This window comes from Agrobacterium genomosp. 13 str. CFBP 6927 (assembly GCA_900012615.1).
Classification (GTDB): domain Bacteria; phylum Pseudomonadota; class Alphaproteobacteria; order Rhizobiales; family Rhizobiaceae; genus Agrobacterium.
Map to the genome: position 1 here is coordinate 649,319 of LT009756.1, position 25,917 is coordinate 675,235.

24 protein-coding genes are annotated in these 25,917 nt (G+C 58.7%); 17 read left to right on the forward strand and 7 right to left on the reverse strand.

Annotated features, from left to right (window positions below; all coding sequences use genetic code 11):
* Window positions 1-47: 47 nt before the first annotated feature.
* Entirely contained in the window at window positions 48-962 is a 915-nt protein-coding gene (locus AGR13A_RS03200; protein WP_080833629.1) for a 2-dehydro-3-deoxygalactonokinase, read from the reverse strand.
* Complete coding sequence (locus AGR13A_RS03205; protein ID WP_080833631.1) at window positions 962-1,732, reverse strand: SDR family NAD(P)-dependent oxidoreductase; 771 nt, start codon at window positions 1,730-1,732, stop codon at window positions 962-964. Before AGR13A_RS03205 ends, AGR13A_RS03200 begins: the two co-directional genes overlap by 1 nt.
* A gap of 83 nt (window positions 1,733-1,815) precedes the next feature.
* Between AGR13A_RS03205 and AGR13A_RS03210 the strand changes: the two genes are divergently transcribed.
* The 13 genes from AGR13A_RS03210 to AGR13A_RS03270 all read left to right on the forward strand — a co-directional run bounded on the left by AGR13A_RS03210 (window position 1,816) and on the right by AGR13A_RS03270 (window position 15,846).
* A complete protein-coding gene (locus tag AGR13A_RS03210) occupies window positions 1,816-2,700 on the forward strand; it encodes an IclR family transcriptional regulator (protein WP_167377389.1) in 885 nt (294 codons plus the stop codon).
* A gap of 184 nt (window positions 2,701-2,884) precedes the next feature.
* Window positions 2,885-3,625: a helix-turn-helix transcriptional regulator gene (locus tag AGR13A_RS03215; RefSeq protein ID WP_035218676.1), complete on the forward strand. Its 741-nt coding sequence runs from the start codon at window positions 2,885-2,887 to the stop codon at window positions 3,623-3,625.
* Between the two features lie 78 nt (window positions 3,626-3,703).
* Window positions 3,704-4,927, forward strand: coding sequence for a CmpA/NrtA family ABC transporter substrate-binding protein (locus AGR13A_RS03220; RefSeq protein WP_080833633.1), 1,224 nt, complete (start codon window positions 3,704-3,706; stop codon window positions 4,925-4,927).
* 128 nt (window positions 4,928-5,055) lie between these two features.
* Window positions 5,056-6,180, forward strand: coding sequence for an Mrp/NBP35 family ATP-binding protein (locus AGR13A_RS03225; RefSeq protein ID WP_080833635.1), 1,125 nt, complete (start codon window positions 5,056-5,058; stop codon window positions 6,178-6,180).
* A 327-nt stretch (window positions 6,181-6,507) separates the two neighbouring features.
* A complete protein-coding gene (locus tag AGR13A_RS03230; RefSeq protein ID WP_035218671.1) occupies window positions 6,508-7,485 on the forward strand; it encodes a magnesium transporter CorA family protein in 978 nt (325 codons plus the stop codon).
* Window positions 7,486-7,500: 15 nt separating this feature from the next.
* Complete coding sequence (locus AGR13A_RS03235; protein ID WP_035218668.1) at window positions 7,501-9,420, forward strand: potassium transporter Kup; 1,920 nt, start codon at window positions 7,501-7,503, stop codon at window positions 9,418-9,420.
* A gap of 360 nt (window positions 9,421-9,780) precedes the next feature.
* Window positions 9,781-10,944 carry a cell wall hydrolase gene (locus AGR13A_RS03240; protein ID WP_167377390.1) on the forward strand — a complete coding sequence of 388 codons (1,164 nt, stop codon included), beginning with the start codon at window positions 9,781-9,783 and terminating at the stop codon, window positions 10,942-10,944.
* A gap of 270 nt (window positions 10,945-11,214) precedes the next feature.
* Window positions 11,215-11,580, forward strand: coding sequence for an AtpZ/AtpI family protein (locus AGR13A_RS03245; RefSeq protein ID WP_035218662.1), 366 nt, complete (start codon window positions 11,215-11,217; stop codon window positions 11,578-11,580).
* 61 nt (window positions 11,581-11,641) lie between these two features.
* On the forward strand, window positions 11,642-12,391 hold the full coding sequence (locus tag AGR13A_RS03250) for a F0F1 ATP synthase subunit A (RefSeq protein ID WP_003494138.1): 750 nt from the start codon (window positions 11,642-11,644) through the stop codon (window positions 12,389-12,391).
* 72 nt (window positions 12,392-12,463) lie between these two features.
* Window positions 12,464-12,691, forward strand: a complete 228-nt coding sequence (locus tag AGR13A_RS03255; RefSeq protein ID WP_003494147.1) for a F0F1 ATP synthase subunit C — start codon at window positions 12,464-12,466, stop codon at window positions 12,689-12,691.
* Between the two features lie 79 nt (window positions 12,692-12,770).
* Complete coding sequence (locus AGR13A_RS03260) at window positions 12,771-13,412, forward strand: F0F1 ATP synthase subunit B (protein ID WP_080833636.1); 642 nt, start codon at window positions 12,771-12,773, stop codon at window positions 13,410-13,412.
* 1 nt (window position 13,413) lies between these two features.
* The gene (locus tag AGR13A_RS03265; RefSeq protein WP_035218656.1) at window positions 13,414-13,899 is read left to right on the forward strand and encodes a F0F1 ATP synthase subunit B; all 486 of its coding nucleotides are present in this window, start codon (window positions 13,414-13,416) and stop codon (window positions 13,897-13,899) included.
* A gap of 345 nt (window positions 13,900-14,244) precedes the next feature.
* On the forward strand, window positions 14,245-15,846 hold the full coding sequence (locus AGR13A_RS03270) for a hypothetical protein (RefSeq protein WP_080833638.1): 1,602 nt from the start codon (window positions 14,245-14,247) through the stop codon (window positions 15,844-15,846).
* Window positions 15,847-16,069: 223 nt separating this feature from the next.
* Here the strand turns inward: AGR13A_RS03270 and AGR13A_RS03275 are convergent, their stop codons facing one another.
* Window positions 16,070-16,723: a ribonuclease HII gene (locus AGR13A_RS03275; RefSeq protein ID WP_020010565.1), complete on the reverse strand. Its 654-nt coding sequence runs from the start codon at window positions 16,721-16,723 to the stop codon at window positions 16,070-16,072.
* A 333-nt stretch (window positions 16,724-17,056) separates the two neighbouring features.
* Entirely contained in the window at window positions 17,057-18,214 is a 1,158-nt protein-coding gene (locus AGR13A_RS03280; protein ID WP_080833640.1) for a PA0069 family radical SAM protein, read from the reverse strand.
* Window positions 18,215-18,457: 243 nt separating this feature from the next.
* On the opposite strand from AGR13A_RS03280, the gene AGR13A_RS03285 reads away from it, so the two are divergent.
* Both AGR13A_RS03285 and AGR13A_RS03290 read left to right on the forward strand, forming a co-directional pair.
* Complete coding sequence (locus AGR13A_RS03285) at window positions 18,458-18,976, forward strand: glycosyl transferase (RefSeq protein WP_080836482.1); 519 nt, start codon at window positions 18,458-18,460, stop codon at window positions 18,974-18,976.
* A 145-nt stretch (window positions 18,977-19,121) separates the two neighbouring features.
* Window positions 19,122-19,982, forward strand: a complete 861-nt coding sequence (locus AGR13A_RS03290; RefSeq protein WP_080833642.1) for a glycoside hydrolase family 75 protein — start codon at window positions 19,122-19,124, stop codon at window positions 19,980-19,982.
* Window positions 19,983-20,044: 62 nt separating this feature from the next.
* Here the strand turns inward: AGR13A_RS03290 and AGR13A_RS03295 are convergent, their stop codons facing one another.
* The 3 genes from AGR13A_RS03295 to AGR13A_RS03305 all read right to left on the reverse strand — a co-directional run bounded on the left by AGR13A_RS03295 (window position 20,045) and on the right by AGR13A_RS03305 (window position 23,192).
* Complete coding sequence (locus tag AGR13A_RS03295) at window positions 20,045-21,490, reverse strand: FAD-binding oxidoreductase (RefSeq protein WP_080833643.1); 1,446 nt, start codon at window positions 21,488-21,490, stop codon at window positions 20,045-20,047.
* Between the two features lie 50 nt (window positions 21,491-21,540).
* Window positions 21,541-22,518 carry an L-threonylcarbamoyladenylate synthase gene (locus tag AGR13A_RS03300; RefSeq protein ID WP_080836484.1) on the reverse strand — a complete coding sequence of 326 codons (978 nt, stop codon included), beginning with the start codon at window positions 22,516-22,518 and terminating at the stop codon, window positions 21,541-21,543.
* Window positions 22,519-22,583: 65 nt separating this feature from the next.
* Window positions 22,584-23,192 (reverse strand): DUF6656 family protein, encoded by a 609-nt coding sequence (locus AGR13A_RS03305; protein WP_167377391.1) that lies wholly within the window; start codon window positions 23,190-23,192, stop codon window positions 22,584-22,586.
* Window positions 23,193-23,524: 332 nt separating this feature from the next.
* Between AGR13A_RS03305 and AGR13A_RS03310 the strand changes: the two genes are divergently transcribed.
* The gene (locus tag AGR13A_RS03310; RefSeq protein ID WP_035219001.1) at window positions 23,525-24,769 is read left to right on the forward strand and encodes an aromatic ring-hydroxylating oxygenase subunit alpha; all 1,245 of its coding nucleotides are present in this window, start codon (window positions 23,525-23,527) and stop codon (window positions 24,767-24,769) included.
* A gap of 7 nt (window positions 24,770-24,776) precedes the next feature.
* Complete coding sequence (locus AGR13A_RS03315) at window positions 24,777-25,859, forward strand: hybrid-cluster NAD(P)-dependent oxidoreductase (protein WP_035218637.1); 1,083 nt, start codon at window positions 24,777-24,779, stop codon at window positions 25,857-25,859.
* The last annotated feature ends 58 nt before the right edge of the window (window positions 25,860-25,917 follow it).

Sequence of the window (25,917 nt, forward strand, 5' to 3'; positions counted from 1 at the left end):
ACAAGTGCGAGCGGTTTTCGCGAGAAATTCCGCTCACACTATATGATTTAGGGCCAGATGGCATTTGCAGCGGCCAGCAATCCGCGCCGCACGGCCTCGTCTGCATCGATGACCGTATATTGAATGTCCAGGGCCGCGAATGCACCCTCGTAAAGCGCGCCAAGTGCGCCGGAGCCGATCAGCACCACCGGCGTATCCCGGCTTGCGGTGGAATGCGCGCCGGCAATTTCCAGCCCGATCATGATGCCGGAAAGCTTGGCCTTGGCATCGGTTGCGCCAAGACCATGCAGCAATTGCCCGGAGCGCAGGGTGAACAGGCGGTTGGTCGCCAGCTGCGGATTGGCGTAGATGTCGCGCACGGCCGCCTTGAAGGTCTCGTGTTCGCCATTAAAGGCTTCGGCCTCGGCCACCGCATGGGAAAGGATTGTCTGCTTGGAGATGACCTCGAAGAGTTCGCCGGTCATGAACGTGGCAAAGCCGGTAACGTCGCCGCCCTTGACCGTCACCCATTTGGAATGCGTGCCGGGCATGCAGACCAGCTTTTCGCCGGCGTCGGCGGAAGCAAGTGCGCCGAGCAGCTGTGTTTCCTCGCCGCGCATCACATCAGGCGCGTTTTTATCCCGCTGCGCCAGCCCCGGCAGAATACGAACATCCCGCGCCTGACCCGGCACGCGGACCGCCCCTTCGAGAACTGCAGAAAGCGATGCCGGCACGTCGATATAGCCAGCCTCTACCCAGCCCTGCCGCGCACCCGCCATGCCGCAGACGAGAACCGGCAGGTTTTCCGGTGCGCCGATGGCGTCGAGATGCGATTGCAGCACATCGGCAAAGCCGGTGCGCATGGCTGTCGTCATGCCTTCCGCACTTCTGCGCTCATTCAGCACCGCGCCCGACCGGCTGAGCAGCCACAGCCGGAAACTGGTCGTGCCCCAGTCGACGGCGATAAAAGCGGGTTCAGACATTATAACAGGCCTCCGTCTACGATTATGGATTGCGCCGTGATGGCGCTCGATGCCGATGATGCGAGAAACAGGCACGGCCCCGTCAGATCGGCGGCAATGAGCGTGCGCTTGAGACATTGCCGTGCCGTGGTTGCGGCAATCCCGTCATCCGTCAGCCACAGTTCCTTCTGCCGCTCCGTCACTATCATCCCCGGCAGCAGCGTGTTGACGCGGATGTTTTCCGGCCCCAGCCTGCCGGCAAGGCTTTTCGTCAGGCCGATGATGCCGGCCTTGGCCGCCGCATAGGAGGGAAGATCGCCCATGTTCAGCAGGAACGAGATCGAGGAGAAATTGACGATGGACGCGTCTTTTGCCTGCCGCAGATGCGGCAATGCCGCCTGGACCGTGAAGAACATCTGCTTGAGATTAACCGCCTGATTGGCGTCCCAATAGGCTTCCGTCACGGTATCGATGTCGTGGCGGTCGTCCCATGCGGCGTTGTTGACCAGCACCTTAATACCGCCTGTGGCGGATGCCGCCGCCTCCACCGTCCGCCCGATCGCGGGAATGTCGCTGAGGTCGGTCTTGAAAAAATGGACCGGGTGAGGCGCCGTTTTTGACAGCCGCTGGACAAGCGCCAGGCTGGGCTCTTCCGCGATGTCGATAAAGGCGACCTTCGCCCCCTGCATCGCAAAGGCCTCCACCAGCGATGCGCCGATGCCGGAGCCGCCGCCGGTGACCAGCACGCCGGCGTCCTTGAGGTCAGGGAAATGGGCTTGCGTCATCGGCATCGTCTCGTCAATTGAGGGCTTGATTGTTCCATTATATGGAACTAGATTTTACTAAATGGAATTATTCTCTTGGCGTCACGCTTATGTCAAGGCAGATGACGGTGGATGTTGCCATGCCCGATCTTAAAAAGCCCAATCTTAGAAAGCCTGATGATCAAAAGCATGAGGCCGTTCCGGGTCGGGCGCAAAAAACGGAAACCGTGACCGGCACCCTCGGAAAGGCCGTCTCGCTTCTGGAACTCATCGCCTTCGCCGAAAAACCGATGCGCTTTACCGATGTGGTTGAGGCTTGCGGCCAACCGCGCGGCACCGTTCACCGTCAGCTTGCCCATTTGATTGCCGAAGGCCTGATTGATCATGCCGCTGACCAGACCTATGCCGTGGGTCTGAGGCTGCTGCAATTGGCGGCGAAAGCCTGGAGCGGCAACGATCTGCGCAGCGTTGCCGCCCCGCATCTGGCGGCGTTGCAGGATGCGACGCAGGAATCCGTGCATCTCGCCGTCTTGAACGGCGGCCAGGTCACCTATCTCGACAAGATGGAAGGTAAGCAAAGTCTGCGCATGCATTCGCAGGTCGGCAAGACGTCGCCAGCCTATTGCACTGGCGTCGGCAAGGCAGCGCTTTCCCTGCTCCCCGCCGCCGATCTGGTGGAACTTGCCGCGGGGCTGGACTTCCATCGCTTCACGCAAAACACGCTGATAACCCCCGAGGCGTTGATCGAGGATGTCTCTGCTATCGGCAAAAACGGTTATGGTTTCGACCTGCAGGAGCATGAGGTCGGAATTCATTGTGTTGCCGCGCCTGTGCGCGCACCCGGGCGCAATTTTTATGCGGCGATTTCCGTCACCGGTCCCGCCTATCGCGTTGATCTGAAACAGCTTCGCAAATGGGGACCGCCGGTGCGCGAAACGGCGGATAAAATTGCGGCGGAACTTGCCTGCAGATTATCCCCGGTTGCGGATGGTTGAAGAAAACCTGCGGCCGAAACATTGGCAGAGGGCGGTTTTGCGCCGGTTGAATCTTATTTTCGATTATTCTGAATTAAGTTTTCAACTTTTGTTTGCATGAATCATTTTGGTGAGTAACATCCGCAATTCCGGGCAAAGGGGGTTCTTTGCGGCGGCATTTTCTCATTCTCGAAGAACAGCTTTCATGCAGAAAACAGAGACGGCCGCCGTTCAGTCGATTGGTGTTGATTGCGTTCGCGAGATCGCCGATCTGAACACCCAATTCGACATATTCCGGTTCTTGAAGCGGCTGACGGAGGCTTGGGAATTCAAGGCCTTCATGGTTCTTGACCTGTCGTCCGAAATGGCGAGCGAGCTGTCGCAATATACCATCATTACAAGCTGGCCGGCCGAGCTTTTGCAGCGTTACGATGAAGAGGGCATGTTGCAGAGCAGCCGGGTCATGGCGCAGTTGAAAAAATCGACCGCCCCCTTTTCCGTGTCCATGGATTTTTTGGTCAAAGGCGAAGAGCATCTCGCGAAAAAGCCCGTTATCGGTCTCTTCGAACGATTTGAAATGGTCAATTCGGTGTGGTTTCCCGTTCACGACATCACCACGACACGGGGTGCGGTGTCCTTCTCCGGAAACAAGACGGTTCTGCCGGTCAGCCGGCTGGCGGAACTTTTCTACATTTCCAGCCATGTCTTTGCCCGGCTATCTGAAATCCGCCGTCTTGACCTGCGCGTTCCCGAAACATTGAGCGAACGCGAGATCGACTGTCTGAACTGGACGGCCGCCGGCAAGACAAGCGCCGAAATCGCTGAAATCATGATGTTGTCGGAACATACCATCAATCATTACCTGAACCGTGCGACGAAAAAACTCGACACGGTCAACCGTACCCAGGCCGTTGCCAAGGCCCTGCGGGTCGGCTTGATTAAATAGCGAAATCACAACTTTATCATTGTGATAAACGGGTTCCTGGGCGATCCTTCTTTCGAATCACCGGAAAGGAGAAATCGTTTGCCGGAGCGGCATAAGGTAAAAGCGGGATTTTCTCCGACTGTCGACTGCGCCGTGCTGGTAGCCGCTGCCGAAAAAGGTTTTGCTGCCGATGAAGGCATAGAACTGCAACTCGTTCGAAAGCAATCCGCGCGCTCCGTGCTTGCCGCGCTTGACGGAGATGAGGTTCAGGTCGCCCATCTGCCCGCTCCGGTTCCGGTCGGTTCCGCGGTCGGTCTCGATGATCTGCCGGGCAATATTATCGGTGTTTTCACGCTCTCCCTTGGCGGATCGGCAACGACTGTTTCTCACGAATTTTATGATGAGCTTTACCGTGAAGGTCTGAAGCTGCCGGATCCGGCCGCTTTCGGGCGAGCCATGGCCCGTGTCTGCGCCGCGCGCCGGGCCTCCGGTGCGAACCCGCCTGTATTCGCGGTCGAGGACATCATCTCCACGCCGTTTTATACCCTGCGATATCTGCTCGGAAGCTGCGGCGTGCTGCTCGGCCGGGATATGGAAATCGTCGAAGCCTTGCCCAAGGCAATGCCTGGGCTCCTGGAAAGCGGCAAGGTTGACGCGCTCTGTACGGCCGAACCGGCGGGCAGCGCCCTGGTGCTGGGCGGTGCCGGGCGGATCGTGACGACCGGAGCGCTGATCTGGCACAATGCCCCGGAGAAAATTCTCGCCACGAGACGGCCCTGGGCGGAGGCGAACGCCACCCCGCTGGAAGGGCTGCTGCGGGCGCTTTACCGTGCCGGTGAATGGTGCGCCAATCCCGCCAACATCGAGGAACTCACCGGTATTCTCGCCGCTCCCCATTATATCGGCGCAAACGGTGAATTCCTGCTTCCGGCACTGACGGGGTATATTTCCACCTCGCTGCGGGACATGCAGCGTTATCCGGAATTTTTCGTGACAAATGCCAAGGCTGCCAATTTTCCCTGGCAGAGCCAGGCGCTGTGGTTCTTCAGCCAGATGTTGCGCTGGGGCGAGGTTCCCGCCGATCGCCGCTTCGATGCGGCCGTGGTGGAGGCCGCGCGCAATGCCTACAGGCCGGATATTTTCCGCAAGGCCATGAAACCGCTTTTCGTGCCGGTGCCGGGTGCGAACCTCAAGCTGGAGGGGACGTTGCGGGAGCCGGTCCATGTCGGGGCGTCGCGCACGGGCCTGGTGCTCGGCCCCGACTGTTTTTTCGATGGCCGCGTTTTCGACCCGGAAACGCTCGATATGGACGACGAAATCTGAAACCGGGACGTTAAATCGTCGCGATTGGCCGCCTGATGTTCTTTAGCATTGGCGAAGCGCTCCGCCTTGTCTATGGATGGCGCGGAATTGAGCCCATATCCGGTAGGATGATGTAGCGGAGTAAAACTATGGCAGAGGTCAGCAAGAACGAGGTCGAAAAGGCTTTGGAAGCCGTCATCTATCCCGGCAGCGATAAAAGCATCGTGGCGCTTGGCATGGTCTCTGAAATCTTCATTGCCGATGGGAAAGCCTATTTTTCGATTACCGTTCCCGCCGACAGGGCCGCGGACATGGAGCCGTTGAGGCTTTCGGCGGAAAAGGCTGCCAAAAATGTCCCGGGAATTGTCGGTGCGGTGGTGGCGCTGACCGCGGACCGCAAGCCCGGCGCAGAACAGCCGGCACGGCCCGCTGCGGCAACAGGTCGCCCGGCGGCACAGCCACGCTCTTCCAAGGTCGGCGTTCCGGGTGTGGGTGCCATCATCGCGGTCGCCTCGGGCAAGGGCGGGGTCGGCAAGTCGACGACCGCTGTTAATCTGGCCCTCGGTCTCCAGGCGCTCGGCCTCAGGGTCGGTATGCTCGATGCCGATATTTACGGTCCTTCATTGCCCCGCCTCCTCAAGATTTCCGGCCGCCCGCAGCAGCAGGAAGACCGTATCATCGTCCCCATGGAGAATTACGGGCTGAAGGTCATGTCCATGGGCTTCCTGGTGGATGAGGAAGCGGCGATGATCTGGCGCGGGCCGATGGTGCAGTCCGCATTGATGCAGATGCTGCGTGAAGTCGCCTGGGGCGAACTGGATGTGCTGGTGCTGGACATGCCGCCCGGCACGGGTGATGCGCAGCTTACCATCGCCCAGCAGGTGCCGCTCGCCGGCGCCGTCATCGTTTCCACGCCGCAGGATCTGGCGCTGATCGATGCGCGCAAGGGCATCACGATGTTCCGTAAGGTGGAAGTTCCGCTGCTCGGCGTCATCGAGAATATGAGCTATTTCATCGCGCCCGATACGGGGGCGCGCTACGATATTTTCGGCCATGGCGGGGCGAAGGCGGAGGCGGAAAGGATCGGCGTGCCGTTCCTCGGCGAAGTGCCGCTCACCATCTCCATCCGCGAAATGTCGGACGCCGGAACCCCGGTCGTTGCCGCCGAACCGGACGGCCCGCAGGCCGCGATCTACCGCGATATCGCGGAAAAGGTCTGGGCGCGCATCGGTGCGGATGAAAGAAAACCGGCGCCGAAAATTGTTTTCGAATAGCGGGGAACGAGCCGGCCCGGTGGCGGGACGGAAAGAATATCTTTTAAATACAAAAGATTAATCGGCTTTATAGGAAAAGCTCTCTGTGGTTTTTCTCCAGAGATGCTTTGCCTGCAAGGCTGTCGCGAAAAAATATTGCTTGATTGCTTCTCGCTTTGGGAGCATACGCCTGCGCCGTTTGGCTCTTGGTCCGTCGGGCTGGCGAGATGTGAAAATCCCGCCTGTTCCAGCGTTCCCTGAAGTGTCGTCCAAAGGTTTGCCGACCTTGAACAGGATATGTTAAGCAGCATTGCGGCTGAAGCCTGCGATGTGGAGCGGAGAAACGGATTGATAAAAGCCTATCGCGCCAATTGCGAGGCGATCAGCCTGTCGCCAGACGACGGCTCCGAACAGATTCCCGACGACATCGTCTGGATCGATCTCGTCAATCCGGACAGGGCCGAAGAGCATCATGTGGAAAAGCTGCTGGGGCTTGATCTGCCGACGCGCGAGGATTTGAAGGATATCGAGCCCTCCAGCCGTCTTTACATGGAAGACGGCAATGTCTTCATGACCGGGTCTCTGGTGTGGAAGGCGGATTCGGACGATCCGCGCCTCACGGACGTCGCTTTCATTCTTGCCGGCAAGCGCCTCGTAACAATCCGTTATGCCGAGCCGAAATCCTTCCACCTCTTCATCGCCGCCATCACCCGCGTGCCGCACGAGATGCGCAGCGGCACGGCGCTGCTTCTGAAGCTGCTGGAAACCATCGTTGACCGCACGGCGGAGATTCTCGAAAATTCGGTCACCGGCATCGATAATCTCGCCGCCGACATTCTCGGCAGTCAGGCGCGCTCCAAACGCAAGGCGCCGCGTTATCTCGAAGATCGTCTGACCAACATCGCCGCCTATCACCGGCTGATCTCGAAGGTCCGCGTGAGCCTCGCATCGCTGGCGCGCCTCCAGACCTTTCTGTCCACCAGCGATCAGGTTCGCGAGGACAAGGGTGCGAGAGAGCAGGGCAAGTCGATCGGGCGCGATATTCAGTCGCTGAACGAACATGCTTCCTTCGTTTCCGGCAATCTGACGTTCCTGCTCGATGCTTCTCTTGGTATTATCAACATCGAGCAGAACGGCATCATCAAGATTTTCTCGATTGCCTCGGTGGTGTTTTTACCGCCGACCCTGGTGGCCTCGGTTTACGGAATGAACTTTCAGCTCATGCCGGAGTTGAACTGGACATTTGGTTATCCGCTCGCGCTCGTCATCATGCTGATGTCCGCCATCATTCCGTTTCTCTTTTTTCGTTGGAAGGGCTGGCTCTAAGGAGCCAGGATCATCATGTCCCAAATCGTCGACAAGGACGTCGCAGAGAAACCGGATGCGGACGACAAGCATCAGAACAAGGGGCTATATGCCGCGATCCTTGGTTCCATCGGTGTCGTTTATGGCGATATCGGCACCAGCCCGCTTTACGCCTTCCGCGAAGCGCTGCGGCCGATCGCCTATGACGGTGTCACCGAAAATGAGGTTATCGGCCTCATCTCCCTGATGATCTGGTCTTTGACGATCATCGTGACGTTTAAATACATCACCCTGCTTTTGCGCGCCGACAATGACGGCGAGGGCGGCACGCTGTCGCTTCTGGCGTTGCTGATGAAGACGGCGGGCACCCACCGCAGCGTTCTAATCGTGCTCGGCCTCATCGGCGCGGCGCTGTTCCTGGGCGACGCCATGATCACGCCGGCACTATCCGTGCTGTCCGCGGTGGAAGGCCTGAAGCTCGTCACGCCGGAACTGGACGCCTTCATCATTCCGATTTCCGTCGGTATCCTGATAGGCCTGTTTGCCATCCAGTCGCATGGAACGGGAACGGTGGCGAAATTCTTCGGGCCGATCACCGCCCTATGGTTCATCGTCATGGGGCTGGCCGGCCTTTTCCATATTGCCGACGATTTCAGCATTCTCTTTGCCTTCAACCCATGGCACGCCGTTGAATTTCTGGCCAATGAAGGTTTTTACGGCATCGTCGTGCTTGGCGCGGTTTTCCTGACGATCACGGGTGCTGAAGCGCTTTATGCCGATCTTGGCCATTTCGGCCGCCGTCCCATTCAGTGGGCATGGTTCTGTCTGGTGTTCCCGGCACTGACGCTGAATTATCTCGGGCAGGGTGCGCTGGTTCTGAAAGACCCGGCGGCGATGTCCAATCCGTTTTATCTGATGTTCCCGCAATGGGCGATCCTGCCGGCCGTCATTCTGGCCACCGCCGCCACCATCATCGCCAGCCAGGCGGTCATCACAGGCGCGTTTTCGCTGGTGCGTCAGGCCATCCATCTCGGCTACCTGCCGCGCATGGAAATCCTCTTCACGTCTGAAACCAATACCGGGCAGATCTATCTACCTGCCGTCAACACCATCCTGCTGTTCGGCGTCGTCGCTTTGGTGCTCACCTTCAAGAGTTCCGATGCGCTGGCCACCGCCTATGGTATTTCCGTGACCGGCGCGATGGTCGTCACCAGCCTGATGTTCTTTGAATTCGTGCGCAAGCGCTGGCAATGGTCGGTCTGGCTGGCGCTTGCCGTGCTGGCACCGCTGCTGCTGCTGGAACTGGTGTTCCTTGGCGCCAACCTGCTCAAGATTCACGATGGCGGTTACGTGCCGGTCATGCTGGCGATCGCCTTCACCATCATCATGACCACCTGGCAGCGCGGTTCGAAGATTCTCTTTGCCAAGACCCGCCGCAGCGACGTGCCGCTGAAGGCTTTCGTCGCCTCGGTGGAAAAGGAAAGCGCCCATGCGCCGGTGCGTGTGCCCGGTACCGCGATTTTCCTGACCGGCGATCCGGAAGCTGCGCCAGCGGCATTGCTGCACAATCTCAAGCATAACCACGTCCTTCACGACAAGAACGTCATCCTGACGATCCGCACTGAAGACCAGCCCCGCGTTCGACCGGAGAACAGGTACACGCTGACGAAACTCAGTGATCGTTTCGCGGTGGTGGAATTGCATTTCGGTTTCATGGAAACCCAGAACGTCACCCAGGCGCTGGGTTATCTGAGGCGCACTGGCTACAAGTTCGACATCATGTCCACCTCGTTCTATCTCGGCCGCCGCAAGCTGGTGCCGGATCCGAAATCGGGCATGCCGGGCTGGCAGAACCGCCTGTTCATCGCGCTTGCCGAAACGGCGGCCGACCCTTCGGACTATTTCCGCCTTCCGGCCAACCGCGTGGTGGAACTGGGGTCTCACGTCGTCGTGTGACGAGAGGGGAATGTCTCCCAAAAGTGAGCCGGGGTGTGCGACGCTTGCATCTCCGTCATTCCGGCCTTGAGCCGGAATCCAGCCAGCCCAAGTCCTTGGGCTGAAGGAGTCCTTGTCGCCGCGCAGACGCGCGTCGGCTGGATTCCGGCTCAAGGCCGGAATGACGGAATGGAGTCGCCGGTGCGCAGAGCTGGAATTCGATGAAGCGCCACGCGCATTAGAAGATGGTTACACATTAACGTGAAGCCGCGTCCGCGCGCGCCGTTAACCAAGCATCAAGGTTAATAAGAGATTCTCGAACACCTGTAGCAAATATGGTTGTCGGTGTTCGGAGTGCTGGTTTTGCGTTCGAAAAGTGTAATGCGTCGTCGGTCCTCCGCGTCCCTTCAGGCATGGACGTCCAGATGGGCCTCACCGGTCGTCTTCGGCCTTGCCGCCTGGCTCGTCTTTCCCTCCCTCGCTGCACGTGCCGATCTGGCTTCGCTGCTGGCCGGGCTGGACAATGGCGGCGAGCAATGGCGCATGGTGCTGACCGCGTCTCCGGCCGGTTCGGTGCACAATGCCTCGCTCACTTTTAATGATGCGGCAGGCGAGGCGGCGCTGCATGGCAGCGGCATGACCCTGCCGAACGGCAGCAAGGTCGCCTTCGTCACCAACAAGAAGGGTGAGGCCACAACGCCGGACAGCGAGCGTGTCAACCGCGCCGCCAAGAAAGGCCGTATCGTTGCAACCGAAATCATGCAGCCGCCGAAGGCCTTCACCGCCGGTTCCGTTCTGCAGCGCACCAGCATGCTGGATATAGAGCCGCTGAAGCGCAAGGATCGCACGGCTTTCGTCAAGCCGAAACGCGGCAAGGATGTCGAACTCGCTTCCTTCTATTTCCGCCGTGACGAAAAGAAGGTGGATAAGAGCGTCTCGCCGATGCTCGCCGAACTCGTCACCAACCGCACCCCGGACATTCTCGCCACGGCTTACGCGCCGGCCGCACCGGATTTTGCCCGCGAGTCGCCTTTCGACGCCATTCTTAAGAAGCCGGAGGCCGGACGTTTCGTGCCGCAGATCAGCCCGGAAGACCATGCCTGGGCGGCGACCCCGCTGCCGGCCGAGGTGTTTTCCGCTGCCGAACAGCAATGCCTGGCATCCGGCATTTATTTCGAGGCGCGCGGAGAATCGGTCAAGGGCCAGGCAGCGGTGGCGCAGGTCATCCTCAACCGCGTGCGTAACCCCGCCTATCCGAAAACCATCTGCGGTGTGGTCTATCAGAACAAGGACTGGCGCAACCGCTGCCAGTTTTCCTTCGCCTGCGACAATATCAAGGACCGCGTGAATTCCGAACGCCATTGGAAAATGGCGCGCGAAGTGGCCATGGCGACGACTGCCGGCAAGATCTGGCTAAACGAGGTGGGCTCCGCCACCCATTATCATGCCGTTTATGTCCGTCCCGCCTGGGGTAAGTCGATGAAGAAAGTCGGCAGGATAGGTCTGCACGTGTTTTACCGTACCTATGGTGGCGGCTGGAGCTGATACTACCGCCAATTTGTCGCATTTTGCGTGTCAAAAATGCCGATTCCCTCGCGAAACATCGCCGCCAAACGACGATTTGGCATCAAGTCATTGTTTTTAAATGATTAATTTGTGCTGAAACAAGCTGCCTCAGTGCCTTGACTAGAGAAGCCCCTAAAACTATGTTGCGCGCGACTTCAGAGCGGGCTGGAACAGGCTTAATCCGTCACCGTTTACAACTCCAAAGGGTTCTGGCATGGCTGGAACGGAGAAAATGGGTGGGATTTTAAGATGACTGGCAACCGTGACGATAGTCTGGACGAGCGCCGCAAGCGCCTTGCCGAAGAGCTGGCAAAGGTGAAGGCGGAGGATGAGGCGGAAGTGAGGGCGGAGACCAACGCTGCGGAAACCCGGAAGGGTTTTGCGATGGCGGTGAAGCTCTCATCGGAGTTCATTTCGGCCATCGTGGTCGGCGCTATGCTGGGTTATCTTCTGGACTATTTTGCCGGCACGACGCCGTGGGGGATGATTGTTCTTCTTCTTCTCGGTTTCTGCGCAGGCGTATTGAATGTGTTGCGCTCGACCGGCGCGGTGGCCAAGCCGCCGCTGCTGGAAAAGGCGGACAGACGAGACGAGGGTGGAAAAGGCGGCGTTTAAGCTGTTTTTTCTTGCAGTTGAGATGCCGCGCAGTCGCGGCGACAGGTAAAGAGGGCAGCCGGTGGCAAACGATCCGACCCATCAGTTCTTGGTGCAGCCGATCATTCCGATCGAAATTGGCGGCGTCGATTTTTCCTTCACCAATGCGTCGCTTTTCATGGTTGCGACCGTGGCTGCAGCGTCCGGTTTCCTTTATTTCGCAACGTCGAACCGCGGTCTGATCCCGACCCGCATGCAGTCCGTTGCTGAAATGTCCTATGAATTCATCGCCTCCATGCTGCGCGAAGGCGCCGGCAAGAAGGGCATGGTATTCTTCCCCTTCGTCTTTTCGCTGTTCATGTTCGTGCTGACGGCGAACCTTCTCGGCATGTTCCCGTATTTCTTCACGGTCACCAGCCAGATCATCGTCACCTTCGCGCTCGCCTGCCTCGTCATCGGTACGGTCGTCGTTTACGGTTTCTACAAGCACGGCCTGCATTTCTTCGGCATCTTCGCCCCTTCGGGCGTACCGAAGGCGCTTTTGCCGCTTGTCGCGTCAATTGAAATGATTTCGTTCCTGTCGCGTCCGATCAGCCTTTCCGTTCGTCTCTTTGCGAACATGCTGGCCGGCCACATCACGCTCAAGGTTTTCGCAGGCTTCGTCGCCTCCATGGGCGCGCTCGGCGCGCTCGGCATCGGCGGCGCCGTGCTGCCTCTCATCATGACGGTCGCCATGACCGCTCTCGAATTTCTCGTTGCCTTCCTGCAGGCTTATGTCTTCGCGGTACTCACTTGCATGTACCTGAACGACGCCGTGCATGGTGGTCACTGAGAAGTATAGTCGCTGACCCCGGAAACGGGTGTCAAAAACAGCCGCAACAACCAATATCTCAAGGAGTCTCACATGGAAGCGGAAGCAGCAAAGTACATCGGCGCAGGTCTCGCATGCCTCGGCATGGCTGGTACGTCCCTCGCACTCGGCCGTATCTTCGGTGATTACCTGTCCGGCGCACTGCGCAACCCCTCTGCTGCCGACAGCCAGTTCGGCCGTCTGGTATTCGGCTTCGCCGTTACGGAAGCTCTGGGCATCTTCTCGCTGCTCGTTGCTCTCCTTCTCCTGTTCGCTGTCTGATAACGGCATCAGGTCTGGATCACGGCTCGCAAATGGCGTGCCGTGATCCTTCGCATTTGCAGTCCCCCTGGAGGTGAGCATGTTCGTGACCGAGGCTTATGCCCAGTCAGCACCGACCGTAGGTGAAACGCATACGGAAACTCCGGCTGTCGGCCAGCCGCAACCGGAAGCCACGCACACGGAAACCGGTGTAGCGCACGGCGCTGAACACGGTGCTTCCGGCGTTTTCCCGCCGTTCGACCAGTCTACTTATGCATCGCAGGTCCTGTGGCTGGCGATCACGTTCGGCCTTTTCTACCTGCTCATGCAGAAGGTCATCGTTCCGCGCGTCGGCGGCATTCTCGAAAACCGTCACGGACGCATCGCACAGGATCTCGACGAAGCGGCACGGTTGAAAACCGAAGCTGACGCTGCCGTCGAAACCTATGAAAAAGAACTCGCGGCAGCCCGCGCCAAGGCAAGCTCGATCGGCTCCGCGGCACGTGACGCCGCCAAGGCCAAGGCCGATGCCGACCGCGCCGCCATCGAGGCCGGACTTGCTGAAAAGCTCGCCACCGCCGAAAAGCGCATTGCCGGTATCAAGGAACAGGCTTTCGCCGATGTCGGCGCCATCGCCGAGGAAACCGCGACCGCGATCGTCGACCAGCTGGTTGGCGCCAAGGTCAAGGACACCGACGTCAAGGCCGCCATCGCTGCCGCTTCTAACGTGAAGGGAGCCTGACATGGCATTTGATGCATCATTTTTCGCTCTCGTCGGTCTCGTCCTTTTCTTCGTCCTGATCGCCTATCTCAAGGTTCCGGGCATGCTCTCCAGGTCTCTGGACGAGCGCGCGCAGAACATCCAGGACGAGCTGGCCGAAGCCAAGCGCCTGCGTGAAGAGGCGCAGCACCTGCTGGCCGAATATCAGCGCAAGCGTAAGGAAGCCGAAGCGGAAGCCGCCGGCATCGTTGCCGCCGCTGAACGCGAGGCCGCTGCGCTCACCGAAGAAGCCAAGCAGAAGACGGAAGAATTCGTCGCCCGCCGCACGGCCCTTTCGGAACAGAAGATCAAGCAGGCCGAGGAAGACGCCATCGGCGCAGTCCGCGCCGCCGCTGTGGATATCGCCATTGCCGCTTCCGAGAAGCTCATTGCCGAAAAGACGACAGCCGCCGCAAAGGCCAAGCTTTTCACCGCCACGATCGGCGACGTGAAGTCGAAGCTGAACTGAGATTTATCTCGGATTGTTTCAAAACCCCTCCGGCGCGAGCCGTGAGGGGTTTTTTTGTTTAGACTTTAGAGGCCAGTTTAGGATGCGTCGCCAGGGCAATCATTGGCAGCTCCTTTTGCGCTCCCAATACGTACATCCAGTTACACCTCCACTTTGACCCCTCATTTCAGTCGCTGCCTAGTACTTAAAATGCTTGGAGCACAGTTGTTATGCTACCGTTGATATACGTGATCGGAAGGAAGCGAGCTGTGGGGCCTATTAATCTACTCGCGAACGTGACAAAAATTGCAATCTTCCGGCTATTTCAGTAAGCAGACTGAAATCTGAAATTGCATAGAGTTCCTCATGCTTAGCTTCTTCAAGAAAAATATCTGGCCTCCTAACAAAAAGAACCCACCTTGGGGAAGCGCTGCGTCTATCTATGCCCATATCGCTACACATATTGATCCGGAGAAACCGACAGGCTTGTCGGAAGAGGGTTATCGGCTTCCCGATGAGCCCGCTGGTAATCCGAATGAAATTTCATTCGCACCGGGTGTCATGGACGGGGTGATGAGCCATCATGGCGCTTCCAAACCGGAAAGCCAGATTGTCTCAGAACTATATGCGGCCTTGAAGTTAGCTACTGAAAATGCGTCAGAAAGTAACATAAGAGCCTTGTATTTACTGATCAAGGACGGCTCGGCCCTTAGCGTCATCGATCCACTTATCGAGAAAATGCGGCTTGAAAGGGCTTTGGACGCTGGCCGGCTGTACGAGATCGCGCATTGGTTCACGACGCACGCCGCTCACAGAGAGCCAGTGAAGTTCTCAATGGCATTGCTGGGCCTGTTAAGGGGCAGCGATGAAACGGTTACTTTTCTGACTCTTGGTCGGCACGACGAGTTTACACTTTATGCGGCAGCAGCAATCTCTGGTAACGATAGCTACGGCGAAATAGTACTGTGGAAATTGGCCGAGGCCGTTGAAGGATGGGGACGAATTCACGCAGTCGAACGGCTTGTCGGTACAGTTGATCCCGAGATCAAGGGTTGGCTAATTCGTGAAGGCTATAAGAACGCAGTAATGTATGAATATCTGGCTTGTATTTGTGCCAGAGCGGGTGACCTTCACATTGCACTTCAGGCGGCGCGAATAGATGACGACTTGCTCAATTCAGCCTGCGAAATCGTCGATACCCTGATACTCGGTGACGATGGGCCGGCTGAGGGATTCTCTGACTACGAACACGGTTGCGCGGTCGTTGGTGCACTGTTGGAGCATGGAAAAGAAAGATTTGATTCCGTTTCACACTATTCTTTCATTTCTCGGCTTCGAGACAGGCTCGATGAGCATTATTCCGGTGAACGGAAACTGCAGCACGATTGGTCCGCCGACGCGGTCGACCACGTATCCAGAAGTGTCTCTGACCTGCTCGCAAAAGATCATTGGAAGCCCGCGATATGCGGTGCTTTGGACGTCGGTGACAGGCAAGAATTCTGGAACGCAAGCAGGGTAAGCCAGAAATTTGGCATCGATCCATGGCCTTACTTCTATGCTCGCACGGAAGCGGGTGAGGAATATTGGTGGGATCTGATGCGTAGCTCCGATGTAGATCGTATTGATCAAGTGCTCAAGCTTGGCTTGAAATGCATTCCTCTCGGTGAAATTGCGAAAGGCCCGGGCACCGAAATGGGCCTCGGCCCAGGATACTCAGCGCATGCCGCTTTAGATTTCATTTTACAGGATCTTGGAAAATTTCCCGGAAAAGGTTGGGCCTTCATTTCTGCCGGCTTGCAAAGCCCAGTGGTAAGAAACCGTAACATGTCAATTCGGGCTCTATCCAGTTGGGATCGAAAACAATGGCCCCATGAAGCACTTGTTGCATTAAGGCGGCTGAAGGAACTTGAGACGGATGATGACATAAGACAGCGGATCGAAGATCTGTTAGCGGCAAAAGAGATTTAATAGACCGCAGACGGGACCATTAAAAAAACCTGTTTCATACCTGAGAGGAAATTTGCAGAACCGAACCTCTTAGTCGAGGTAATCATAGCCAGTCGAAGGCAATGGGCCGGAAGTGGTTGTTGCGGTGAATGACGACCAGTTCTTCTTCGGTGCTTAAAACCGGACCGCCGAACAGCGATCTAATAACGGAGGTTATAGCTTGACCTCAAATTCCCAGTCCGAATCAATCCCGCTTCAGCGGCCGAAAGCTCATCCGGTGCAGCGGGCAAGGCCCGTGGCTTTCGATGGCGCGCAGATGGGCCGGCGTGCCGTAACCGGCATGGCCTTCAAAGCCGTAGGATGTGTGCACCACACCGGCGCGTTCCATCATCCGGTCGCGGGTCACCTTGGCGATGATCGAGGCGGCGGCGATGGAGAGGGAGCGGGAATCGCCCTTGATGACGGCTTTGGCTTCGCAGGTAATACCGGGCGGGCGGTCGCGGCCGTCGGCCAGCACGAGGGCAGGGGAGATTTCGAGACCGAGCACGGCGCGGCGCATGGCGTCGAGGCTGGCGCGCAGGATATTCATGCTGTCGATCAGGCCGGGACCGGAAGAGGCGACGGATACGATCGAGGTTTCCATGATCTGCACGAACAGGCTTTCCCGCTTCTGCTTCGTCAGTTTCTTTGAATCGTCCATCCCCTTGGGAATATTGTCCGGATCGAGAATGACAGCTGCCGCAACCACCGGTCCAGCCAGAGGTCCCCGGCCTGCCTCATCCGTGCCGGCCACGGGCCACAGGCCCTTCTTTTTCGCCTCCAGTTCGAAGGAAAAATCCGGGCCGGTATCGGCAAGATCAAAAAGAGCAGGAGAATCGGGTGTGGCCGTGCGTTTCATGCGGCGAAACTGGCACACACACCCGATCTCCTGCAAGCCCCCGGAGCGGGCGATGACAGGCACGGTGAGCCGGGGTCGAGGGGCGTGGCTCACCGTGCCCCGACGGTCATCATGACCTTTGATCCTCCAACGGGGCGGCGGAGGAAAAACGATCGCACGCGAGGCGGCGGTTCCGGGGGCGATGTCCGGCGGGCCAGGGAAAACCCGCAGGGCATTTCGTGGGAGTGTGGCTGCCAAAAAGAGGCCGCCGCTCCTTGTCATGTTCTGCCTGATATCGTCACACGCTCCATGTGGTGCTTCGATCAGGCGGGGTCTGTTTTCAGCAACGGTCTTTCAAAGCAGCGACAATTGCACGCCGGCTCCGCCCGGCGGGACGAAGAGATCGTCACGCAGATGAATGCCGCGGCGGATGAGGCCGAGCCGTTTGGTCGCCATCTCGAAACGCCTGCCGATCTGCCAGGCATAGGGGCCGGCACCCTTCATGCGTTTTCCAAATTCCGCATCGTAATCCTTACCGTCGCGCATGGAGCGCACCAGCGACATGACATGGCGATAACGGTCCGGATAGTTGCGCAGCAGCCAGTCACGGAACAGCGGGCTCACCTCCAGCGGCAGGCGCAAGAGCACATAGGACGCTTCGGTGGCGCCAGCGGCCTTGCCGGCCTCGAGAATACGCTCAATCTCATGATCGTTAAGTGCCGGAATGACGGGCGCCATCATGACAGCCACGGGAATGCCCGCCTCGGTCAGCGCCTTGACGGCTTCGAGCCGCTTCTCCGGCGTGGCGGCGCGCGGCTCCATGTTGCGTGAGAGCTTCCGGTCCAGCGTGGTGACGGAAATGCCGACCTTGGCAAGCCCCTTTCTGGCCATGGGCGCCAGAATGTCGATATCCCGCTTGATCAGCGCCGATTTGGTGACGATGGCGACGGGATGCTCGGCCTTGGCCAGCACTTCCAGTATTTGCCGCATGATGCGCCATTCGCGCTCGATCGGCTGATAGGGATCGGTATTGGTGCCGATGGCGATCACCCGCGGCTTGTAGCCCGGCTTGGCCAGTTCCCGTTCCAGGAGTTTCGCCGCATCCGGCTTGGCGAAGAGCTTCGATTCGAAATCCAGCCCGGCCGAAAGCCCCATATAGCTGTGCGTGGGGCGGGCGAAACAATAGATGCAGCCATGTTCGCAGCCGCGATAGGGATTGATGGAACGGTCGAATGGGATATCGGGGGATTCATTGCGGGTGATGATGCTGCGCGGCTTTTCCACCTGCACTTCGGTACGGAATTCCGGCATGTCCTCCAGCGTCTGCCAGCCATCGTCGAAAACCTCGCGCTGCAAGGCTTCGAAGCGCCCGTCGGGATTAAGTCCCGCACCACGGCCGCGACGACGGTCTATCTCGATCCGCAGGCCCGATGCATCGGCCAGCGCATTGGCAATGTCAGGCGTATGGCGCGGCTGAAAGGCAGCCTGCCCCGAAAGAGTATGGTCTCTCATCTGGATGCTCCGAGGTCGCGGCACGCCCCTGAAGGCAGGCCCAACGCCCTAAACCGTTTCCGTCCGAGCAGGATTTCATCACCTCCTCGAATGATTAAATTCCTAACGCAGAAATGAGAACAATACAAGAACAAAAATGAAAATTGGCGTCGCTTGCCGTTGGTGGCCGCGATAAACCATACCGGATTTTTCTCGCGGCGAGCGGAGTGGCAATTTATTGTGCGATGCGTTAGAGCTATGCATATGTTGACAGTCATAATGGAATGCCGGGATCAGGAACCGGAGCTGGCGCACACGCTGTCTGCGCTCGTAACCGGGGCCGTGGAAGGGCTTGTAAGCGATGTTGTGATCCTCGATCACGGTTCGCGCGATGGATCGTCGCGCGTCGCCGATGCCGCTGGCTGCCGTTTTTATGTGCAATGGGACATTGCAGACGTCATGCAGTCCGCGCGCGGACAATGGATCCTGCTGGTGGAGCCGGGCGCACGCCCGCAGAGCGGCTGGATCGAGGAAATACTGGAATATGTGACGGTGTGCGCGGAGCCAGCCCGGTTTTCCCCGTCCCGTTATCACAAGCGTCCGTTTTTCAGCCGAATCATCCGCCGTCAGCCGCCATTGGAATATGGCTACCTGATGCCGAAGAAACATGCTGTCGCGATCGCAAAACCCGGCATGGACCTGACACAGTTCATCCAGGCGCAAAAGTCGCGTCGCCTGAATGCGGAGCTGGTTCCAGCCTGGACGGCGCGACCTGCGGGCTAACCTGCCACGCCTGAGACAATCAAGTGAAAGACCGAACGCGACTGCGATGTCAGCAAGCCGCTGAACTGCATGGCGAAGAAAGAATATCGACTCGACTTTTACGGGAATAAATGCAACCTATAAATGTCTTTTAGGGGAGGGTTGCATGTCCTGCGGATTCTTTAAGTCAAATTCTTCCAAAATCCACGCTGCCTTTTGCATTGTTACAATATTAGCATTCCCGACAGCAGCTTTGTCTCAGGCCCGATGTGGAACGGGCGGCGTCGTTTTCACCACGACAGAACTCAAGGTCGATGCGGATGGAGCGCCGAACTCCTATCTGGTTAACGGCGAGGGACTATCCTACACCTGCGACGGCGTCACCGCGGTAGGATCAACACCTGAAACCGACCGGCATGGATGGGAGAAAAAATGCCGTGACGCCTGGAAGAAAGCCGTTGCGACCGGTGATTATTCGAAGGTTAGAATATTTGGTTTTTCCAAAGACGAGAATAATAGGCCGATAGTTCAAAAGGCTGGCGATCCCCTGCCGGGAAAGGCTTTTATTACGGAGACGTCCGTTTCGGTTCCAGATGGACCGGCAGGAACACAAAGGCATTGGATCGATGCCAATGAAATTCCCTATGTTGTTTTGTCTGGCAGCTTCGTGAGGAAATATGGTGTGAAGGGCGGCGATATAGTCGTCGTTTATCGCCCGGCAACCAAACGTTTCGCTTACGGGGTTTACGGGGACGGCGGTAAGCTCGGCGAAGCCTCCGTGCGCTTCCATCAGGACATCGGCAATAATCCTCTGGTGAACAAGGGCGGTGTTCTGAGAGCAAAATCAGGCATTGCCGATGAGAAGAGAAATAAGGATCCGATCCCGGTCATTACTGTCGTGTTTCCCGGCAAGACGTCTCATCCGACAGTCGACGCAAAAAGATGGCGTAATGAAATTGCCGCGATGGGAAAAACCCATTTCGACAATTGGGGCGGCGTTGAAAAATTGATCGAATGTGCCCGCTAGCCTGAGCTGGCCCCTTCCTGGAAGAAACGGGCGGCCATAACCGCCCGTATTCTATCAGGCCGTCAATGGGCTTGGCCGGCTGAAAGCACCTTGCCGGGGTTCATGATGCCGGCGGGATCGAAAGCGTGCTTGATGCGCCGCATCAGTTCCATTTCGATGCCGGGCCGGATGGCGGCGAGTTCATCGCGCTTCAACTGGCCAATGCCGTGCTCGGCCGAAATCGAGCCGCCGAGCGATAACACGATGCCGTGGACGATCTCGTTCATGTCCCGCCAGCGGCCAATGAATTCGGCTTTCTCGGCGCCGACCGGCTGGGAAATATTATAATGGATGTTGCCGTCGCCGAGATGGCCGAAGGCGCAGATGCGGGCGCCTGGAATGGCGGCGAGAACCGCCTTTTCCGCCGTCGCCATGAATTCCGGTATGTTTGAAACCGGAACGGAAACATCGTGCTTGATCGAACCGCCCTCGGGCTTCTGCGCGTCCGACATGCTTTCGCGCATGTGCCACAGCGCCTGCCGTTGCGCCTCGGACGCGGCGATCACCGCATCCTGAACCAGCCCGGCTTCAAAACCGCGCTCCAGCAGCGATTGTATCATGGTATCCGCCGTCTCCGCGGAATCGGAGGTGGAAATATCGATGAGTGCGTACCAGTCATGCGGATTTTCGAGAGGATCGCGCACGCCGGGAATATGTCTCGTGGTGAATTCCACGCCGATGCGCGGCATCAGTTCGAAGCCGGTCAGCGCCGTGCCGCAAAGGTTCGAGGCCATTTCGAACAGTTTCAGCGCGTCCTCAGTGGAGCCAAGTCCCGCAAAGGCCACCTGATGGCCGAGCGGTTTCGGGAAAAGCTTCAGTACCGCACCGGTGATGATGCCGAGCGTGCCTTCTGAACCGATAAACAGATCGCGCAGGTCGTAACCCGTATTGTCTTTCTTCAGCCGCCGCAGCCCGTTCCAGATTTCGCCTGTTGGCAGCACCACTTCGAGCCCCAGGCAAAGCTGGCGCATATTGCCATAGGCGAGAACCGCCGTGCCGCCGGCATTGGTGGCGAGATTGCCGCCGATGCGGCACGAACCCTGCGAGCCGAGCGACAGCGGGAACATGCGGTCCACCGTATCGGCGGCCTTGTGAATATCATCAAGAATGCAGCCGGCATCAGCCACGATGATATTGGCGACGGGATCGATATCGCGGATGCGGTTCATGCGCTCGAGCGACAGGATGATATCGCTGCCGTCCGCACGCGGTGTCTGGCCGCCCACAAGGCCGGTATTGCCGGTCTGCGGCACGATGGGGGTTCCGGTTTCGCTCGCAAGCTTCAGGATGGCGGCAACCTCTTCGACCGAACCGGGCTTGATGAGCAACGGCGAGGCGCCGCGATAAAGCCCGCGATTTTCCACGAGGCGCGGCGCCATTTCCGCCGGGTCGCGGACCGCGTTCTTTTCGCCGACAATGGCGGTAAAGCGGTCGAGGATGTCGGAGGAGGGGATGGCGGTGGTCGTCATGGGCGGCGTCTCGCTGTCTTTTGAAACATGGGCGAAAGGATTGGGTGCCGTCAGCCTCGCGGCGCGGCGGCGCGGGAAAGGCGGTCGTTGATCGCTTCTCCGAGACCATGGGTGGGAATGGCGGTGATGGCGATGGTAGCCGCACCGCTTGCATCGGCGGCTTTGAGATAATCGAACAGATTGGCGGCGGCCTCGGAAAGATCGCCGGAAGGACTGAGATCGAGCACGGTGCGCGCCGCCTCTTCACCGGCGATGGCGATGCCGCCGAACCGGATCAGCGCTTCGCCGGGGGAAACCGATGTTGCACCGAGGCGCACGGCAGCGCCCGGCGCATAATGCGAGGCGAGCATTCCGGGCGCCTCAATGGCGGCAGAGGCTTTTTTCGGCCGTTCGAGCCGTTTGCCGGCAACGCGCTCTATGTCCTCGGTGACAATGCCGCCGGGACGGAGCAGCCGCACCCGGCCATCCTCTTCCACCTTGACGATGGTGGATTCGACGCCGACCGAAGCTGCGCCGCCATCGAGAATAAGATTGATCTTTTGGCCGAGATCGGCCTCGACATGGGCCGCGCTCGTCGGGCTGATCTTGCCGGAACTATTGGCGCTGGGCGCGGCCAGCGGCCGGTCGAACCGTCGGATCAAGTCACCGGCAAAACCCTGCGGCACACGAATGCCGACCGTGTCGAGCCCGGCCGTCGCCAGCGAATGAATGCCGCTTGCCGGTTTCAGCGGCAAAACCAGCGTCAGCGGTCCGGGCCAGAAAGCTTCGGCGAGTTTCAGCGAGACAGGGTCAAAAACCGCGTAACGTTCGGCCATGGCGATATCGGCCATATGGCAGATCAACGGGTTGAACTGCGGCCGGCCTTTCGTCTCGTAAATGCGGGTGATGGCGGCCGGATCGGTGGCGTCGGCAGCAAGGCCATAGACGGTTTCCGTCGGCAGGGCGATGGGCTGGCCGTCTGCAAGCTCGGTAACGGCTGCCTGCAAGGCGGTTTCCCGCTCGGTTTCGATGTTGATGTGACGCGCCATGATGCTGCCTTTCAGGGCGGTCAATAGCGTATTTCAAGCCTTTATGGGAAGCGTTATCGCTGCTTTTATATTGCCTTGATGATCTTGCGCATCTCGTCCGAGCGCGCGCCGAGCATCAGCACGTTCTTCAGGGCCACACGCGGATCATGGGTCTGGAACAGAAGGCCGCTGCGATGGAAGGACGTATCGACCGCGATGCCCTGATTAGGGAGCGCGTTTATGGCGACGGCGAAATACATCCGCGAATAGCGTGCATCGATGTTTTCGAAGAAGTTTTCAGCACCGCTCAGCTCGGCGAAGAAATTGGCGAAATAGAAGGACCAGAAAACATGGCGGCGCGCGTCGAAACTGGTCTTGGCCGCCGTGACATGGCAATAGCCGAGATGCGGACGCTCATCCAGCAGATGGTGGAAAACCATCTTCGGAAAGCGGATGGAGTGGTGAAAGCCATTGAGACGGCTATGGGTGGCGTCGGCGGCAGCTTCGAGCTTGCGCCCGGTTATCGCGGCGACCTCGTCGTGGCTGTAATAGACGCGCTCTTTCGGCAGCCAGCGCTCTTCGTAACGGGTGATGCGTCCGGTGCGCAGGAAGTCAGAATGCGCGGTATTGGAACGTATCGGTGTGACCGAATGTTTGCCCGCATCGAAATAACGTATGCGTGTCGCCTTCTCCACCAGGAACGCCCTCGTTGCTGTCGATCAGCCAACATAGTTTAGGGAGCGTTAAAACTCCGTTGCGCCGCCGCCCCCGTTTTCTGAAGGGTGGATAGGATGCGCGCGACATCATGCGTCATATTGCGACGCGGTTTCTGCCACCGAATAGCGCGCGGATTTCGCAAGCGGAATGGCCTGCGGGGGCTATCGGCGCATGTCGCAATTTGTCGCCAATGCGGAAGCCGATGTCGCTGTTTGCGCTGCCGCAAATACCCGCCGGTGTTTAGATGGGACATGCTTCCGCAGCCCGCGTGAATGGTGCCGGGCAGGGCGGTTTGATCGAGGATTTGGCCATGGAATTGCGTGAAACCGTATTGCGCCAGCTGAAGAACCGCCGCGAAGGCTTCAGCCTGGAACAGCCCTTCTACACGGACCCGGATTATTTCAAGCTGGATATGGAAACGATCTGGTATCGCGACTGGCTGTTCGTTGGCCATGATTGCGAGGTGGCGAAGTCCGGCAGCTATTTCACCGTTCAGGTCGGCGCCTATTCCGTCGTCATCGTGCGCGGTCGTGACGGGCAGATCCGTGCTTTCCACAATTCCTGTCGCCATCGCGGCTCCCGCGTCTGCACCACGCAGAAGGGCCAGTCCGCGCGTCTCGTCTGTCCCTACCACCAATGGACCTACGATCTGGACGGCAAGCTGCTGTTCGCCCGCCATATGGGTGAGGAGTTCGACAAGGGCGATTTCGGCCTGAAGCCGGTCGCCTGCGAAACCGTTGCCGGTTACGTCTTCATCTGCCTTGCCGACCAGCCGGCGGATTTCGCGCCGATGCGCGCCGAAGTCGAAAGTTACATGGCCCCGCACCGCATCTGGGAAGCCAAGGTCGCGCATGAAAGCACCATCATCGAAAAGGGCAACTGGAAGCTCGTCTGGGAAAACAACCGCGAATGCTACCATTGCGCCGCCAACCACCCGGAACTCTGCCGCACCTATCCCGAGAATCCGAGCGTGACGGGAACGGATGGTGGTGCGAGCGATCCTGAAATCGGCGGCCACTGGGCGCGCTGCGAGGCCGCCGGCCTGCCGAGCCGTTTCAAGATCGACCCCAAGGGCCAGTTCCGCGTCGCCCGCATGCCGCTGATCGGCGAAGCGGAAAGCTACACCATGTCCGGCAAACGCGCCGTGCGCCGGCCGCTGTCCGACGATGTCAGCATCAGCCATATCGGCGCGCTGCTCTTGTTCCACTACCCGACGACATGGAACCACTTCCTCGGTGACCACACCATTTCCTTCCGGGTGCTGCCGCTCAGCGCCAACGAAACCATGGTCACCACCAAATGGCTGGTGCACAAGGATGCGGTCGAGGGCGTGGATTACGATCTGGAAGACCTCACCCACGTCTGGAACGAAACCAACGATCAGGACCGCCGCATCGTCGAGGAAAATGCCTTCGGCATTCGTTCCCCCGCCTATGAGCCCGGCCCCTATTCCATGGAGGATGAGGGCGGCGTGATGCAGTTCGTCAACTGGTATGCCGATTTCATGGTCGACCGGCTGTCCGGCGACAAGGCCAGGCTTTCGGCTGTAGCGTGATGCGAAGATGAATATGGTTGTGAGCTACAAGCACATAGACGAGATGAAGCCGTGGAGTGACAAGCTTCACTTGCTGGAATGTATCTCGGTGACGCCCGAGACGCCTGACGTGATGACGTTCCTGTTCCGCTCCGAAGATCAGAACTGGTTCCGTTATTTGCCGGGCCAGTTCGTGACGCTGGAACTGCCGGTGGGCAAGGAACCACTCTACCGGACATATACATTGTCCTCCAGCCCGTCGCGGCCCTATGCGCTGTCGGTCACGGTCAAGGCGCAGGCCAACAGCATCGGCACCCGCTGGATGTTCGACAATCTGAAGCCCGGCATGAAGATCCGGGCGCTCGGCCCGCTCGGCGACTTTTCCTACGTCAAACATCCCGGTGACAAATATCTGTTCATCTCGGCAGGCTCCGGTGTCACGCCGATGATGTCGATGGTGCGCGACATGAGCGACCGCGCCCCGCAGAGCGATATTGCCTTCATTAATTGTTCGCGGACTCCCGGCGATATCGTCTTTCGTCACGAGCTGGAATATCTCGCCCGGTTCATGCCGAACCTGTCTCTCGGCTTTATTGTCGAGAAATGCGGCCGCACCGATCTGTGGTCCGGCCTGAAGGGCATGGTCGACAAGGCCAAGATCGCACTGCTTGCGCATGATTTCATGGAACGCACCGTCTTCTGCTGCGGGCCGGAGCCTTTCATGGCCGCCGTCCGCTCCATGCTGGAAGCGTCGGGCTTCGATATGGGGCGCTACCATCAGGAAAGCTTTTCGCCCGCCACTCCCGTTGCCGTCGGCGAAAGCGTTCTTGTCGATGCGGATGGCGAAGCGCTGTCGATGGTGGGCTTTACCGTTTCCGGAAAAGAAATGCCGTGCCAGCCTGGCCAGACCGTTCTGATGACGGCGCGCGCCGCCGGTGTGCGCATCGGCGCCGCCTGCGAATCGGGAATTTGCGGCACCTGCCGGGTGCTGAAGCTTTCCGGCGAGGTGGAGATGAACCACAATGGCGGCATTCTCGATGAGGAAATCGAGGAAGGTTATATTCTCGCCTGCTGCTCGCGGCCTCTGACGGACGTGAAGGTGGAAGCCTGACGGGCGAACCCATCTCATTGGGCGGCGTGATTTTTGCCGTGGAACTAAATTTCATCAA